This is a genomic window from Vibrio splendidus (assembly GCF_024347615.1).
GTDB classification, from domain to species: domain Bacteria; phylum Pseudomonadota; class Gammaproteobacteria; order Enterobacterales; family Vibrionaceae; genus Vibrio; species Vibrio splendidus.
This window is the reverse complement of sequence record NZ_AP025508.1, coordinates 2,201,294-2,216,166: the sequence shown is the minus strand read 5'-3', so window position 1 is coordinate 2,216,166 and position 14,873 is coordinate 2,201,294. Positions and strand designations below refer to the sequence as shown.

Sequence of the window (14,873 nt, the reverse complement as noted above, 5' to 3'; positions counted from 1 at the left end):
CCTAGTTTTCTTTGTTCGAAAACTCTTTAATAAAACATTAAAGGTAACGGCTTCTTAGGTGGTCTTTGAAGTATTGCGCATTCAAGGTTTCACCGGTTGCGCCTTTCACCAAGTCATCGGTGTTAAGCAGGCTGCCTTTACTCCAAATATTCGATTCTAACCAAGTGAAGATAGGTGATAGGTCGCCACTTTCAATCACAGCGTTCACATCCACTGTTTTCTTCATTGAAGCCATGAACTGAGCCGCGTATATCGCACCTAGTGTGTACGATGGGAAGCAACCGAATGCGCCGTCTGTCCAGCTAGCAATGGTAATGTCAACGACTGCTGTACAAAAATACACCTCACAATATACATCGTTTTGGTGTACATTGATTTGGTGTGTATAATTTGAGTTGAGTTTAAACATGGAAAGCGGACTTCAGAAGATCTACCTTCACCACAGTTACTTCAAAGGAAAATTCACAGAAGTTGAGTGTGTTGGACATACAAACAATATGGGTACAAACGGTGCTGGTAAATCGACCATGCTTAGCCTTATTCCTTTTTTCTATGGTAAAGAACCGAGCTCACTGGTAAATCGAGCTGGAGAGAAAAAAGCATTTGCTGATTTTTTGTTACCATCAGCGCGGTCAATGTTGATTTTTGAGTATAAGCGTTTGGATGAACTCAAGTGCGTTGTAATGTATAAGTCGAAGAAATCGGTAGCTTATCGATTTGTTGATTGCAGTGCAGAAGGTGGCTTGTTTCAACAACATCTTATGGATCAGTTGGCCAGCACTAACGATGCGCATGATTGGTTGAAACACGTTGTATCTAAACACTTTTATGTAAGTAATCAGATTGGAAGTTCAATTGATTACCGAGCAGTTCTACTAAACGATAAAAAGCGCCTGCAAAAGAAACGTAAGTCTCATCAATCATTATCCTCAACTGCTTACCAGTTTTCACTTTGTACAAACGACACCCAGATGCAGCATATCGATTCTTTGACAGCAGTAATGTTGAGACACGATAAGCTCCTTGCTCAATTTAAAACGATGGTGGTAGACAGCTTTTTATCTGACCAGATAGATATCGGAGATGCGCCTTTCCACAAGGACGATGCAGAATATATCAACAGCCTTAATGTATTGGTTGAGATTGAAAAGCATAGCGCTACGTTTCATGGCGCTTTGGATAAAGATGTAGAACTCAAAGAACAATGGTCGTTATTGCTAGCCTATAAAAAACAGTTAGACCAAGCTGCTTCTGAAGTGGGATTAAACCTGAGTACTACAGAGGCTTTAATAAAAGACTTGGAAATTCAAACAGGTGATCTGGAAGATGATTATAAAAGTAAAACAGCCGCATTAAGAGAACGTTATAACAACGAGTCTAATAACCTAGAGGGTAAAAATAGCCTAATTCAGACGATATATGATGAAAGAGAACGGTGGGACGGGAAGGAGAACATTACAACCAAGATATCCCAGTATGAAGAATTGTCTGGCTATGAAGCCAAAATGAGCAGTGATAGTAACCACTACACAGGTTTATTAGAAGCGGTATCACAGCAGGCTGATGCCCACCAAAAAAAAATTGGTCAACTGGAAACAGATACAACGAATAAGTTAAGCAAGGCAAAGGAAGAGCGATCCTCATTAGATAACTCAATGTCTAAGCATTTGAGGCTTACTCTGCAAAGGGAAAGTGATTGCTCTGACGAAATGCATGCGCAAATTCGTGAATTTTTAAAAAGTCGAACCTCAGAAAAACAACGTATTAATGATGATGTTCAAGCGCTCTACGCTGATAAAACAGAGGCTTCGTTGTATTCTGAAGACGAGAATAAAGAAATAAATTTATATGAAAACCAGATTAATGAAATTGAAGAACAACTAGTAAAGCAAGCTAAAGATATATCGGAGAAACGAAGACAACTTGATAGTGATAAAAAGCTTCAGGACGGCAAACTAGATGAACTAGAACTCAAAAAGAAAGCACTGGGTAAGACGGAAAAAGAAAGAGAGAAAATAACTAGGCAGTTAAATCCTGAGCCTGATAGTTTGCATGAATTTTTGAATGAAACGAAATACGCTTGGAGAGACACAATAGGGAAAGTGATTCGACCTGAGCTCCTTAGCCAGAAGAATTTAAACCCTCAATTAGTCGGTGGGGAAAGTTCCCAAGCTCTGTATGGACTCGAAATAAACCTCAACCTTGTTGAACCGAACGAGTTTACTAAGTCTGAGAATCAGCTAAAGCAACAAAGAGAAGTTCTAAAAAAAGATATCCTTAATTATGAAGAAGATATAACTCGTATAAAAACAGAACTTGGAAAATTTAACAAGCAGGTCTCCCAGTCCGAAAAGGAACTATCTCAACTGGGAAGAGAAGAAGACAGATTGAACACTGAAAAAAAAGAGATAGGTCTATCAATAAAAGCAAAAAAAATTGATATAGAGAAGACCATAACCAATAGGGTTTGGGAAATTGATAAACGTATTCAGCAGAGTATTTTAGAGCTAAAAGCATATGATCATGAAACGGATAGTGATGTTGAAAAGTTAGAAGAAACTGCCAGGCAAGGGATACTAACTTTGAAAGCCAACGCTTCGGTTGTAGAAGCAGCAATTCAAGAGCAAATCGATCTGAAAGATCAATTAATTACAGGCATTAAAGATACTGCGGATAATCAACGTAAAGAGCTCGAGAAGATCTTTGAGGCGGTATTGAAAAATAAAGATATCGATCCTTTGACTGAGCAAGTAGCTAAAGAAAGGGCGGTCAAGTCTAAGAGTGAATATGAACTAATAAAAAGCTACGCACAGCTAATCAACGACTATCGTAGCTGGGAAAAATCGTTGTGGGTACATATAAATAAGCATGAAAAAGAAGCAACTGAACTTTCAGTATCAGTTGCTCGCCTATCTAGTCAGCTTGACGAAAAAAAGAAAAATCACCAAGAGCGATTGAAAGAACTAGAGGCCAAGATCAAAGAACAAAAAACGAAGCTAGGTCGGTTAGAGAAGGAGTTCAAGAGTGTAAATAACGCCTATGCAGATGTTAATGATGCACTTGATAAAGTCCCTGCTACACATGAATCATCCGAAATAAGAGATAATTTATCTTTAGAGCTGCTACTTGAACGACTAACAAAGAACATTAATAGGATTAAAGTATTGCGTCGAAGCATCGCTGATGCAGTAAAGAAAGTGGGAGAGGTGCTAACAAGTATAGGTTCAAAAAATAAAATCTATGTTTTGTGGGAGAACATGGAACAAGACAGAAGTCGTCGTTCGATTCACGCCAATTACACTGAAAATTTCTTAATTGAGGGTGTCGATGATGTAAAACGTCTGTTGGAGGTAGCCATCCCCGACATCAGAGAAGTCACCCTAGAGTCACTCAAAACTGTAGGTGAACGATATGTGCGTTTCTACCATTCATTGGACACATTAAATAGAAAAGTGAGATCAATTTCCTCAACACTTGGTGAAGAGATAAATACAACAAATCACTTTGAAGCACTAAGCGACATTAATATAGAGTTGGTATCAAAAGTCGATGAATTTGATATATGGAAAGATTTAAAGGCGTTTAGTGAAGTCTGGTCTAACTGGGTGGAAAACGAACGGAATGTTCTTCCTAGTAAAGAATTTGTCACAATATTCCAAAGTACGACAGACTCTTTACGTAGTTGTCAGATAAGTAATGATATAGAGTCTTTAGTCGATATTGATATCTCGATGAGAGAAAATGGTCGACCTGTAAATATAAGAACCGATGCAGATCTTAAGGGGCTTAGTAGTGAAGGTATATCTACTTTGGCAGTGATTGTTGTGTTCTGCGGAATGACACGTTACTTATGTAAAGACAATAATGTGAGGATACATTGGCCATTAGATGAACTTGGTAAAATTTCAGACGAAAACGTGATTATCCTATTCGAATTGATGGATGAACATAACATCTCGCTGTTTTGTGCTCAGCCTAACCCATCACCTGTATTACTCCGCTACTTTACCACCAAGAATTATGTAGACAAAAACTTAGGTATTAAACGTTATGTTTCAATAAAAGGTGATAAGAAAAATCCTTTATTACCTGAAAAAGAGGGCAAGTAATCATGAGCACCAGATTTGAAATTACGGTTGAATATCTGCTTGATGAAAAAGTGATATGTGAAGCTTCTTATCCCGAAGCTTTTCGATTCCTCCAGGACTCTATAAATCGTTCCGAAGTTAATGCATTTCTGCATCGAGTTTCCAGACAAGTTGGAAAGACGAAAGACAGTAAAGGTTATTATTGTTCATATGAGACATTGGAAGATCCAAAGAGACGAAAAAAAGCGACGAAACAGTTCTCTCATATGCTCACCGACCTAGAACCGTTGATAGATTGGCTTAGATTAGTAAGAAATGTAGATGCGGAATCTCGCCCAATAGAAGCAGGTACAAGAATCTCCGAGTCAGAGCTACTATCTGCAATAGAAGAGTCTTCCTCTATGTCTGAACTGTTGAGCCAGATTGCTTCTAAATTTAGAAAAGTTTCAAGGTCTGTTGAAACAAAAACCAAGCTGAGGTCTGTTCTGACTTATTTATCTGAAAATGGATATTTACTATCGATTGGTGGTTCTGGTGCAGTGTATAAAGCAACAGCTAAATGGTCTTTATTATTTGATCAATTAGAATTTATCCACTCATTTGAAGGTTACGAATTACCAGATGATGAACCAGAACCTCAGCAGGAGCTCTTCTGATGGGGCGTAAAGAAGATTCTAAATCAGCGATTCGTGCACTAAGTAAGCATATAGAAGTAGTTGATGAAAGCTGCTATGTCACTGCTGGTCAAATTGAGGACACACCTGAAAATGAATCTGCAATAACAGCCTTAGAAAAGAACCGATTAGCTTACTATGTAGATGACAACCTTGGTGTGCAGGTTCACAGTAAAGTTAGGAATTTGTTAGATCATGTTACTAGCAGATATAGGTTTAGAGAAAAAGTTGGAGCATATTCCAGCCTTATTGAAGATTTAGAATTTAATATAGAGAGCTACAAGAAATCGAAGGTCAGGACACATACTACTCACGAGCAATACTTTGATGAAATCAGAGAGATAGTTATGGAAATAATGGACATGCTTACAGATGCGTTAAGCATGTATCACCATATTGTTTCTGATGAATTTAGTGTTGTGTCTGATATTGATGAACGTATAAGACAGACAACCCGCTGCAAAGATGAGTGCTATAAGCTCCGAACGACAATCAGCCACTTAAGTGTGGTAAAGATAAGAGAGTGGGTTGGAACTGATTTACTGCTTGAACGTTTACTAATGAAAGTCTTTAAAGCTCATATTGATCGTTGTTTAAAAGACTTAGCAGCGACCAATCGCAAGCTAAACAGTATGGTAGAAAAACTGCAAAAAGATAAAGCAGTTCGTCGGCTTAACATGCTGATTGATATCTTCTCGAGCAAGTTCAAAGAACAACCAGGCTATCGACCCGATATATCAGGAATCATGGAGCTGCCAACTTGCGCCTCTCTTGCTGAAAGACAACGTTTGGGGGGATATGCTGATATCAGTAGTGCAAGGGATGAAGAGCTCCTGATGGATATGGCACTGGATACTTTGGAAAAGGTTCAACCAGAGCCGAATATTGAGCAACCAGAAGAAATTGAAGAGAAAATCTCCGATGCAAGAGGAGGAACTCTAGAAAATGTTCTTGATCCTCTAACAGAAAATGTTGAGCTACTATTTCAGGCTATTACCGACACATCCCACAAAGAAGATATTTCAGCAATGAATGCTTATGGAGTTCTCGGTGTTGAAGCTCTGCCTGAAGATTGGATGATCATGGTGATGAGCTATTATGAAGCACAGAAAAAATCAATTTCCAGATATGTAACTGTCGAAGAAGTCAGAGATATTGTTCAGCCTTTTGACGGTACTTTGTATATCAAGGATATGGTTTTCAGGAAAAGTAATCGTGAATAAGAAAGTTTTTAAACTTGCACTCCAAATAGTTAAGTCATCAAAAAGACAGCTTCCAGACAAACCTTCTTATAGACAGATTTGTGATGAAGTTGGTATAGGCGATTATCGAAGTGGCAAAATTCATTTAAGCTCTTATGAGTTGAGAAAACTGGAAAACTTTCTTGATGAAATATTTGGTAAATCAGTAATAGATCTATCTCTTGAGTTTGATAACCGAATGGATGCATCAAAAACAGTACCTGATGAAAAATGGGCAAAAGGAGACGTATTTAAATCTATGATAAATATGTCTAGCCTCGCATCATCAATTCCCTTGGTAGGTAACGAGGAAATATCAACGCCCGTTGGTACTGTAGTATCTGTAAGAAAAGGTCATCTGGATGTCGAACGCATAAAGCAGTTGATAATCTTAGAAAACGGAGAAACCTTGGTTTACTGGGAGGAAGTCATCGACCGTATACCTTCTGAATATAAGGAGGCGGTAATGATCTATAAAGGGCATGGTGATAACCAGTCAATTGTGATGGAAGTGATTAATAGTTTAGGTAATTCAGCAAAAGTTGCAATCTTCTTTGACTACGATGCTGCAGGTATTGATATGGCTCTAAAGGTAGCAGAGGTAAGACCCATCGATCTAATAGTACCAACAAGCTTATCTCCAGAAATACTAAAGTTGAGTAAGCTTAAGGAATTCCACAAGCAGCAGCCTCAGCTATTAAGGCGATTAAAGGATCCTCACACACCAGAGGTAGTTAGAGAGCACTTGATGAAAATGAAATTGGAACGTTTGGCAATTACACAAGAACACCTGGTGGTACATAAAGCACAATTAAAAGTGATAGAGAATCTGGAGATTAAGCGATGATTGGAGGAGGTCTTAGTACAAAAGAAGCTCGTTTTAGAGTTATCGAATTACTCGCTTATTGGGAAGGGATGGTTAATGCCTCTAAGCTAGCAGTGTTGTTTCAGGTAACAGTAAACAATATTACTAAGAGCTTAGCAGAGTATCGAAAAGAATATCCAGACTCACTTTCTTACAATAAGAGTGAGAAAAGATTCGAACCAACTAGTGAGTTTCATCTCCAGTATATTGACGGTTCATGGGGGGAGTATACTGCGTTCCTGAGACTAAATAACGTTAGCTACTCTTCAACGCTATGGGGTGAAAATACCATTGATTTTGGGCCTGCGATTTCGAGTCATGTTGACCCACAAGTAAGTCGCATTCTTACACAGGCAATAGCAAAAAATCTCGCTATCCAAGTGACATACTATTCTCTTAGTCATCCAGAAGGAATGAAAAGAAGATTACATCCAATTGCAATGGCAAACAGTGGACTCAGGTGGCATTGCCGAGCTTACGATGAGTACAGGAAAGAATTTAGAGATTTCAATGTAAGTCGTATGAAGGATGTAGCTATTGCTGGAAACTCGTCTTGGACTGCCAAGGATGACGACTGTTGGATGCAGACAATCACTTTGAGAATTTCTCCTCAACCAGCGCTAACTGTTGAACAGAAACGTGTGATTATGATGGATAAGGGAGAAGGGGACTTCTATGAGGTAAGTATACGAGCAGCTATGGCCGAGTACTACTTACAATTTCACCTTATTGATAAGCATGAACGATCAGAATCAGATGATCCTACGATACGGCCTTTGTACCTAGAAAACTATGACGAAGTTAGTAGGTGGTTGTTCTAATCGAAAGTAGCAAAGAGCAGCACTTTCTTGTGCTGCTCTATATCTAATTTGATGTTTTATTAAAGGTAACGACTTCTCAAATGATCTTTGAAGTATTGCGCATTCAAGGTTTCACCGGTTGCGCCTTTCACCAAGTCATCGGTGTTAAGCAGGCTGCCTTTACTCCAAATATTCGATTCTAACCAAGTGAAGATAGGTGATAGGTCGCCACTTTCAATCACAGCGTTCACATCCACTGTTTTCTTCATTGAAGCCATGAACTGAGCCGCGTACATCGCACCTAGTGTGTAAGATGGGAAGTAACCGAATGCGCCGTCTGTCTAATGTATAGTGCTAACTTACATTTTGTAGTATGGTGTAACTATGAGAAAAGTATACAGTTATATGCGATTTAGCCGCCCAGAACAGGCTAAGGGCACATCAATCGAACGTCAGTCACATTTTGCTGAACAATACGCGCTTGAGCATGGATTTGAGCTAGATAAAAGCTTAACCATGATGGATAAGGGGCTCAGTGCGTTTCATGGTGTGCATAAAACAAAAGGTGCTTTCGGGCAATTTTTAGCAGCGGTAACAGCAGGCAAGGTTAAATCTGGCTCTGTATTAGTCGTTGAATCACTAGATCGTCTTAGTCGAGAAGATCCGTTAATAGCTCAATCAGCATTAAGTGACTTGATTCTGTCTGGTATTACTGTTGTAACTGCCGCAGATAATCAAGTCTATTCTCGGGAAGAGATTCAACAAAACCCTTTTAAGCTAATCATGTCTTTAGTTGTGATGATTCGGGCAAACGAAGAGTCTGAAACTAAACAGCGTCGCTCGAATGCTTTCTTAAAGAGTGCGTTAAATCAATATCAAACAAATGGGAAGGTTCGGCGACTAGGCGCTGATCCTAGTTGGCTTGATTTTAACAAAGATGATGGTACGTACTCGTTTAATGAACGTATAGAAGTGATTCGTCAAATTCTTGGTCTATACAATCAGGGTTTTGGCTCTCTAAAGATAGCTAGACAACTGACAGAAGAAAGCATACCGACACTATCAGGCAAGCGTAATGCTTGGGGACAGACAACAGTTGCAAATATCGTTAAGTCTCATGCTCTATATGGAATGAAGAGAATCAACGTTCAAGGTGTTGACTACGATCTTGAAGATTTCTATCCCGCGTTGATTACAAAATCAAAGTGGTTAGCACTACAACAGCATCGAACTAAACGAAGTAAGTCCATGCATGGGCGTGGTGAAACTGTTCATTTGATTACTGGTCATGGCAAAGGGTTTACGACTTGCGGCTATTGCGGAGGTGGTCTAGGTGCTCAGACACAAAAGCAATACAAGCGTTCTGGCGAATACAGTAAAACTGTTACACGATTACATTGTTTAACACACAAAGAAACAAGCTCTTGTTGTTCGTCTGTGTTTCTAGAACCAATAGAGAATGCAGTATTGTTTGCTGCTTGTATCGGAGTTGAGCCTCAGTCTTTAGTGCCTACAGTTAACAATGTTAACTACTCTGCTTTAATCGAAGAAGTAGAAAACAAAGTTAAACATATTGTCGAGCAGGTTACAGCAGGTGCGCCTTGGCACTTGTTTAAAGACTCTCACGATAGACTGAACTCAGAAAAACAGAAGCTGATTAAAGAACGTGACTCACAAAAGCCAGATGTTAATCAAAGTGACGTTCAAAAATGGGTAGAAAAACTTATCGAATTAGCTGACAAAGCACGAGCTGATAATAAAGAAGCTAGGTTGAAGTGTAGAACTCTAATTAACAGCGTTTGTAAGAGCATTGTGATTCAGTTACGGGGGCATGATTTAAAATCTGAGCCATTAATTACGATGACATTTGTTACTGATGAGCAGTTTGAGTTTAAAGTCGGAAAGGGCGGTGCTGTACGATTTGTCGACAATGATATGGCAGTTAATCGAAGACTACAGCCGTTACTTACAGAATGATGAGTGTAGTGTTAAAGGGGAAGTAAACATCTTCCCTTTTTAGTTTTAATAGGGCTACTCAAATAACGAATTAGCATCGGCGCCTAGCACGACACACAAATCCCTGATCATCTCGTCAGTGACACGAACCATTCCGCTTTCTATCTTGGCAAGTTTGCTGCGAGTTATATCAATACCAAGCAAACTGCACTCACGCTCTACGTCAGCCTGAGCCCAACCTTTACTTAATCTTATCTCTTTGATTCTACAGCCAGTAATGTTCTTACGTTTTGTGACTTCGTTCATGCTTTTATCTGCACCATTATAGGTGCAAATAGGATTGCATATAAGATAAAAGCAGGTTGCACCCATATGGGTGCTGGTGTGATTTTATTTGAGGATGCTATGAGTAAAAACATAAACAAATCAGTAAGTGTACTTGGCGTATTATCAATGGCCGTATTGGCTGGCTGTCAAACAACAAGTGAGCAAAATCAGGCAGTAGAAAAATTGAATGCTGTTACTAAAACGGAGGTAACTGAGTTGCTTCCCGAGTCTAAGAACATTGAATGGGGACGGAGATGGATATCAGTCGAGATTGATGAGCCAATACTGTTTGAAGTATCACTTGACGACACTTTAACATGTGGCTTGTTTGACTCAAAGACTAAAGGGAAGACAGGTACACTTCATATAGCTAAAGCCGAATCATTTGTACAGTATGGGCAAGGGAAAACTAGAATACTTGGCTATGTAAGTAGTGATGAACTAGATGTTTCAGAGTGTCGTCCGTATTTGGAAACGTATCATGTGTTTGTGCCTAAAACTAGACTAACGAAAACGTTTTCCGATACAGTTTTACCGAAGTTGATTGAATTGACACGTGAACAAGGCAAATTAAAGCAGCAAGCGGAAGAGGCATCTAAGAAGGCAGCTATTGAGAAAGAGAAACAAGATCAACTAGCGAACTGGCATAAAAATGAATTAAGCGATATGGCTTTTGCTATCGTTGGCATTGAAGTGTGTATGGAAAAAGGCACGTACTTTCTACCAACAGATCGACGAGCAAAAAAAGTAATCAATGATTGGAAGTCGTATGCCAGAAATGACATATATTCGAAAGTTGATGGAAAACATTATTGGGATGAATCCTTTTATCAACAACGTCGACAATCAGCTTTTACTATGGTTAGAAGTGTATGGGACAATGATTATCTGAGTTTTTCTGACGCGTGCGCTAGTCTTCGTAATGTCGTTGACTCAGAAACGAACAAATAAAAAACCTAATTGAACAACGTTGAAAGGAGCTGATAGCTCCTTTTTTGTATCTGTTAACTCCATAAATAAAAGAAAATAACAATAGAAATAACGGGATAACGGAACAATGACATTATTCAATTCACAATCAGCTTCTGAAGCTGGTCGAAAGTCTAGAAGAACATCGGCAAAGAAACTAGTCATCGATTCAACACTCGACGATGAAGAACTAACAAAGAATGCGTTAAACGGTGATTACGGTGCGATAACACAGAGACAAGTGTTGTTGATGTTAGTTCAATACCATCTTAAGCAAAAAGACAGACTGTTAAAACAGAGACTCGATGAAGAAGACCTTGTATCGGCTGCTTACTTGAAGACATTATCAAGGAACGAACTTGAACGAATCATGGAGTCACATAATGCTTAAGCCAGTTAAGAAAGTGCAACAAGGCTCGGGCTCGGACTCGGCTTATTGTGAATTGACACATCTTGATCTTCTTCGTGAAGTTGGTTCTTTAGACGAGCATCAACGAGAATTGCTTAAAGACCGAGAATATCAAGAAGAGGCAGATAAACGAATCAATGAGATTCGAGAAAACATGAGGCAACATGAACAAACTCGTCTTGCTTCACAAGAAGAAGCTTTGCTTGAGCAGTCTAGAAGTCAAAAAAAGCGTAGGGATGAGTTGGAACAACTAGGCGGCACGAATGAATAAGCTATTATCAGGACTTATTATCATGCTAATGCCGTTAGCAATTTCAAACATATCATTCTCAAGCAACTACGGTGAGTTAAACTCGACTTTAGATACTTTGGTTGTACAGCAAGGATTGATGATTGAAAGAACGGATGTTTTCTTGAAAGATATTGAGTCAATTAAACAAACAAGTATACAAAACGGTGAGCGAATAGAGTCACTTGAAAAGCTACTTATCGATTAAAGAAAGCCCTCGTAGAGATACGGGGGCTTTTTTGTATTCATTTGACTACTGTTTAAGAACACATTTGAATGAATACGCTAACTGTATTCAATTAGGTTGCTATCTGCTATGAACACAGCCTATTGTAGTCTCATCTAGAGTTAAATGAATACAGAAGGTGGTATATGAGCATAGTTGGTTACATTCGAGTTTCTACAGTGCAGCAGAACACGGTTAGACAGCTTGATGGTATTGAAATTGATAAAGTGTTTGTTGAAAAATGCAGTGGTTCGACAACGGACAGAGAAGAACTTCGTAGATTGAAAGAGTATGTCCGCGAAGGCGACACTTTGGTTGTTCATGACATATCTCGCCTTGCTCGTGATATGAAAGACTTGCTTGCATTGGTCGAGTTCTTTAACTCTAAATCGGTTGCAGTTCAATTTATCAAAGAGAACATGATCTTTAGTGCCGACAAAAGTAACCCAATGAATGAGTTGTTGCTTAACTTGCTAGGATCTGTATATCAGTTTGAGCGTCAAATGCTGCTTGAAAGACAAGCTGAGGGGATAGCGAAAGCTAAAGCAGCAGGGAAGTACAAGGGGCGCGCTGCGACAGTAGATCAGCAAGCAATACTTGATTGCCTTTCTAGTGGGCTATCGATTCGCAAAACAGCTAAGAGACTAGGCGTTGGCGTATCAACAGTACAAAGAGCAAAATAAATGACTTGTTGTATTAACAATTAAATAGAAATTAGTGTTTAGAACGAGTTTTTTTCGGATTAAAGTACTCTCACACAAAGGGAGACACTGATAATGTTTGATAAAATAGCTTTAAAGCTAGCGCGAAATCTAAACGCTTTGAAACGACGTCATGTTAAGCGATTAGCTTCAGATCCAAGACAAAAAAAGAAGTATAAATCTTGGAAAACACATAACTGTAATGACGTCGGCTTAGACTACAACTCTAAAATATATTGGTTCACACAAATGCATGCTGACGATATTCTAGAAAACTACGTGAAGTGGTTCAGCTACTTTGATGACAGTGAAGTTGCTTTAGAAAGTTATCATAATACTCTTTTGAGTGCGTATTCTAGTTCAAAAGAAATGAGAGACTACGTCAAGAGTTCTAAAAGCGAAGAATGCAACTTCGATAGTTTTAAATATGACATTGAAACAGTTATCACTCGCGGTAAGCTAAAAAACAAGTATTGTTCAGAGAGTATTGAGAATTGTAACTGGTAGCTGAATCTATACACAAAAACGTGCACACTGAAGAGTGTGCATAATAAATCACTTAAGGCGTTGCCGCAGCAAAGCTGCTTTTGACACAAGAGTTACGTTCATGTTGCGCTTGCTCAGTGATGATTCGGCTGAAAGTTATCGTCATTGAACATATTAGGATAGTTTAGAGTGACTTCGTCTAAAGTGAACTTACAAGGTACAGTACGTATTCCTTTATCGTAAAGGAATGCCATTATGTGTACTAATCGAAGCCAGATTGAACCCACGCCACTTGGGGAAATAAATGGCGTAATTGAGAACGGCATGTTCTGTCTCTCCATCAACTTGGTTCTTTAAGTTTGTTGTACTTTGCAATCATTAAATTGCTCCTGCATATGAGTTTCTGTTTATATTAAATCGTTGTTTTCGAGCATCTTCTTCTATCATCATTTGTTCAAATTCATCGTCTAATGAAGCAAGAACTGTCTTAAGATCATCTGGCAATTGAGCTACAGTGATGCATTTATCATTACCTTGTTTAATTTCAGATAGAATAACTAACTTTGTTTCAACGGGTTGACGTACTTGAAAGGCTACTTCTAGGTTTGATTCAACAGATACTCGATTCGGTATCTTAGTGCTTTCTTCATCGTCTTCCCAGTTGTCACCGTCAAAACATTGTTCTGAACTTGCTTGTGGGTAAACTGTTTTATGTGCTTTCATTAACCCACTTTTTGAATTAGCCTCAGTTGTAAATTTGAACTCATATTCATATTCACCAATCTTGGCAATGAACAACATTTCATTGTCCAACTCGACTACCATAGCAACAGCTTTTTCAAGATATTGACCACCCGAAGTTTTATGTTTTATGCCACCAGTAAAACACACAGGACGAGAACGTAGTCCCATTTCCTCTTTTATTTCATCTAGTCTTTTCTTGAATTGATTCTTGGCTGAGATTAGAAATGAAGTGTCTTTCTTTTTATTTCTTAACGCATCGTACATTAGGTTCAAACCAGCTACTTTTGGTTGAAAGTTGATGATTGAACGTAGGCGAGTGTCAATGCCACCAATTAATGTGCGTTCGATGTTGTTTTTGTCTTTAACCTTCTTTGAAACGTCTTGATGCGAAAAGTCTATCTCACACACGTACTCGCCAAACTTATCAATCTTTTCTTCACTGGTGTTATGAGTGATTGTGTGAACTAAGTTAGTAAAGCTGCCACTGTGAAAGTTAGAAGTTGATGGAGCTGTGAATTCATTAACGCCAGAAGTTAGTATTTGTGTCTGCATTGTTTTTCCTTGTGAGCCGCTATATGAGCTTGTAGTAATTGATTAAGTGTTGTGTTTAATGAATCATTTGAAATGATGTCAAATTCATCAAGTAGATCTTTTCTAAGTTTTATTCTTACTTGCCGAGTATTGTTTGTTTCGTTTAGATATCTGCTCATTACGATTCCTCAAAGTGTTTGATTATCTTGCTGATCGTCGTTGAACTGATCATGTACTTGTTAACAAGGGAATGGTATGTCGCACCGTCCATGAACTCGTCATAAATGCGTCGTTGCTCTTCAAGTGAACGTCTTGGCTTTCTATTGCGTCTTGTTTTCATAATTCTTCTCTATTTTTATTTCTCACTTTTATTTATAAGAGTAGAAATCGGGATTGAGGGTTTTTCTTCAATTATTTAAAAAACGAATAATCGAATGTCTGAATACTAGAAAGATAGAATGCTAGAAAGGTAGAACGCTAGAAGAAATCCTCCGGTTTCTGTAAGGCGAGTTTTTTATCGCTTCGCTTGTACAAGTAGATGGTCTTGACGTTGCTTCTACTAGATGA

15 protein-coding genes and 2 pseudogenes are annotated in these 14,873 nt (G+C 38.6%); 12 read left to right on the top strand and 5 right to left on the bottom strand.

The genetic code is table 11. From position 1 onward, the window contains the following. Nucleotides 1-37 precede the first annotated feature (37 nt). Nucleotides 38-301: pseudogene (locus OCU90_RS10015) on the bottom strand (carboxypeptidase M32); the annotation flags it as partial. Between the two features lie 106 nt (nt 302-407). Between OCU90_RS10015 and OCU90_RS10010 the strand changes: the two are divergent. Genes OCU90_RS10010 through OCU90_RS09990 form a run of 5 tightly spaced genes read left to right on the top strand, consistent with a single transcriptional unit; the run spans nt 408 to nt 7,689 of the window. Beyond that, nucleotides 408-4,109 (top strand): ATP-binding protein, encoded by a 3,702-nt coding sequence (locus tag OCU90_RS10010; RefSeq protein ID WP_061025812.1) that lies wholly within the window; start codon nt 408-410, stop codon nt 4,107-4,109. 2 nt (nt 4,110-4,111) lie between these two features. Continuing rightward, nucleotides 4,112-4,744: a hypothetical protein gene (locus OCU90_RS10005; protein ID WP_017081038.1), complete on the top strand. Its 633-nt coding sequence runs from the start codon at nt 4,112-4,114 to the stop codon at nt 4,742-4,744. Next, nucleotides 4,744-5,985, top strand: a complete 1,242-nt coding sequence (locus OCU90_RS10000) for a hypothetical protein (RefSeq protein ID WP_017081039.1) — start codon at nt 4,744-4,746, stop codon at nt 5,983-5,985. Before OCU90_RS10005 ends, OCU90_RS10000 begins: the two co-directional genes overlap by 1 nt. After that, nucleotides 5,978-6,850, top strand: a complete 873-nt coding sequence (locus OCU90_RS09995; RefSeq protein ID WP_017081040.1) for a DUF7281 domain-containing protein — start codon at nt 5,978-5,980, stop codon at nt 6,848-6,850. The genes OCU90_RS10000 and OCU90_RS09995 overlap by 8 nt, the downstream gene beginning before the upstream one ends. Next, nucleotides 6,847-7,689: a helix-turn-helix transcriptional regulator gene (locus OCU90_RS09990; RefSeq protein ID WP_017081041.1), complete on the top strand. Its 843-nt coding sequence runs from the start codon at nt 6,847-6,849 to the stop codon at nt 7,687-7,689. Before OCU90_RS09995 ends, OCU90_RS09990 begins: the two co-directional genes overlap by 4 nt. 59 nt (nt 7,690-7,748) lie before the next feature. Here the strand turns inward: OCU90_RS09990 and OCU90_RS09985 are convergent. After that, a pseudogene (locus OCU90_RS09985) lies at nt 7,749-8,009 on the bottom strand (carboxypeptidase M32); the annotation flags it as partial. A gap of 43 nt (nt 8,010-8,052) precedes the next feature. Here OCU90_RS09985 and OCU90_RS09980 point away from each other — a divergent pair. Then, nucleotides 8,053-9,645 carry a recombinase family protein gene (locus OCU90_RS09980; protein WP_061025808.1) on the top strand — a complete coding sequence of 531 codons (1,593 nt, stop codon included), beginning with the start codon at nt 8,053-8,055 and terminating at the stop codon, nt 9,643-9,645. Nucleotides 9,646-9,699: 54 nt separating this feature from the next. Here the strand turns inward: OCU90_RS09980 and OCU90_RS09975 are convergent, their stop codons facing one another. After that, entirely contained in the window at nt 9,700-9,930 is a 231-nt protein-coding gene (locus OCU90_RS09975; RefSeq protein ID WP_061025806.1) for a helix-turn-helix domain-containing protein, read from the bottom strand. Between the two features lie 66 nt (nt 9,931-9,996). Between OCU90_RS09975 and OCU90_RS09970 the strand changes: the two genes are divergently transcribed. The 6 genes from OCU90_RS09970 (at nt 9,997) to OCU90_RS09945 (ending at nt 13,052) form a co-directional block, all read left to right on the top strand. Then, nucleotides 9,997-10,902, top strand: a complete 906-nt coding sequence (locus tag OCU90_RS09970; protein WP_061025805.1) for a hypothetical protein — start codon at nt 9,997-9,999, stop codon at nt 10,900-10,902. Nucleotides 10,903-11,008: 106 nt separating this feature from the next. Continuing rightward, the gene (locus OCU90_RS09965) at nt 11,009-11,311 is read left to right on the top strand and encodes a hypothetical protein (RefSeq protein WP_061025801.1); all 303 of its coding nucleotides are present in this window, start codon (nt 11,009-11,011) and stop codon (nt 11,309-11,311) included. After that, nucleotides 11,304-11,600 (top strand): hypothetical protein, encoded by a 297-nt coding sequence (locus OCU90_RS09960; protein ID WP_061025799.1) that lies wholly within the window; start codon nt 11,304-11,306, stop codon nt 11,598-11,600. The genes OCU90_RS09965 and OCU90_RS09960 overlap by 8 nt, the downstream gene beginning before the upstream one ends. After that, nucleotides 11,593-11,826 (top strand): hypothetical protein, encoded by a 234-nt coding sequence (locus OCU90_RS09955; protein WP_061025797.1) that lies wholly within the window; start codon nt 11,593-11,595, stop codon nt 11,824-11,826. Before OCU90_RS09960 ends, OCU90_RS09955 begins: the two co-directional genes overlap by 8 nt. Nucleotides 11,827-11,990: 164 nt before the next feature. Continuing rightward, the gene (locus OCU90_RS09950) at nt 11,991-12,527 is read left to right on the top strand and encodes a recombinase family protein (protein ID WP_061025794.1); all 537 of its coding nucleotides are present in this window, start codon (nt 11,991-11,993) and stop codon (nt 12,525-12,527) included. A 93-nt stretch (nt 12,528-12,620) separates the two neighbouring features. Next, the gene (locus OCU90_RS09945) at nt 12,621-13,052 is read left to right on the top strand and encodes a hypothetical protein (protein WP_061025792.1); all 432 of its coding nucleotides are present in this window, start codon (nt 12,621-12,623) and stop codon (nt 13,050-13,052) included. A 357-nt stretch (nt 13,053-13,409) separates the two neighbouring features. On the opposite strand, the gene OCU90_RS09940 is transcribed toward OCU90_RS09945, so the two are convergent. Beyond that, the gene (locus OCU90_RS09940) at nt 13,410-14,327 is read right to left on the bottom strand and encodes a hypothetical protein (RefSeq protein ID WP_061025790.1); all 918 of its coding nucleotides are present in this window, start codon (nt 14,325-14,327) and stop codon (nt 13,410-13,412) included. A gap of 157 nt (nt 14,328-14,484) precedes the next feature. Then, entirely contained in the window at nt 14,485-14,646 is a 162-nt protein-coding gene (locus OCU90_RS09935) for a hypothetical protein (protein WP_155647283.1), read from the bottom strand. Nucleotides 14,647-14,873: the final 227 nt, after the last annotated feature.

Excerpts from the sequence above, each read along its gene's own strand:
- OCU90_RS09970 (WP_061025805.1), top strand. The coding sequence starts at position 9,997 with ATGGGTGCTGGTGTGATTTTATTTGAGGATGCTATGAGTAAAAACATA.
- OCU90_RS09990 (WP_017081041.1), top strand. The coding sequence starts at position 6,847 with ATGATTGGAGGAGGTCTTAGTACAAAAGAAGCTCGTTTTAGAGTTATC.
- OCU90_RS09950 (WP_061025794.1), top strand. The coding sequence starts at position 11,991 with ATGAGCATAGTTGGTTACATTCGAGTTTCTACAGTGCAGCAGAACACG.
- OCU90_RS09940 (WP_061025790.1), bottom strand. The coding sequence starts at position 14,327 with ATGCAGACACAAATACTAACTTCTGGCGTTAATGAATTCACAGCTCCA.
- OCU90_RS10010 (WP_061025812.1), top strand. The coding sequence starts at position 408 with ATGGAAAGCGGACTTCAGAAGATCTACCTTCACCACAGTTACTTCAAA.
- OCU90_RS09945 (WP_061025792.1), top strand. The coding sequence starts at position 12,621 with ATGTTTGATAAAATAGCTTTAAAGCTAGCGCGAAATCTAAACGCTTTG.
- OCU90_RS10005 (WP_017081038.1), top strand. The coding sequence starts at position 4,112 with ATGAGCACCAGATTTGAAATTACGGTTGAATATCTGCTTGATGAAAAA.
- OCU90_RS09975 (WP_061025806.1), bottom strand. The coding sequence starts at position 9,930 with ATGAACGAAGTCACAAAACGTAAGAACATTACTGGCTGTAGAATCAAA.
- OCU90_RS09980 (WP_061025808.1), top strand. The coding sequence starts at position 8,053 with ATGAGAAAAGTATACAGTTATATGCGATTTAGCCGCCCAGAACAGGCT.
- OCU90_RS09935 (WP_155647283.1), bottom strand. The coding sequence starts at position 14,646 with ATGAAAACAAGACGCAATAGAAAGCCAAGACGTTCACTTGAAGAGCAA.
- OCU90_RS09955 (WP_061025797.1), top strand. The coding sequence starts at position 11,593 with ATGAATAAGCTATTATCAGGACTTATTATCATGCTAATGCCGTTAGCA.
- OCU90_RS10000 (WP_017081039.1), top strand. The coding sequence starts at position 4,744 with ATGGGGCGTAAAGAAGATTCTAAATCAGCGATTCGTGCACTAAGTAAG.
- OCU90_RS09960 (WP_061025799.1), top strand. The coding sequence starts at position 11,304 with ATGCTTAAGCCAGTTAAGAAAGTGCAACAAGGCTCGGGCTCGGACTCG.
- OCU90_RS09965 (WP_061025801.1), top strand. The coding sequence starts at position 11,009 with ATGACATTATTCAATTCACAATCAGCTTCTGAAGCTGGTCGAAAGTCT.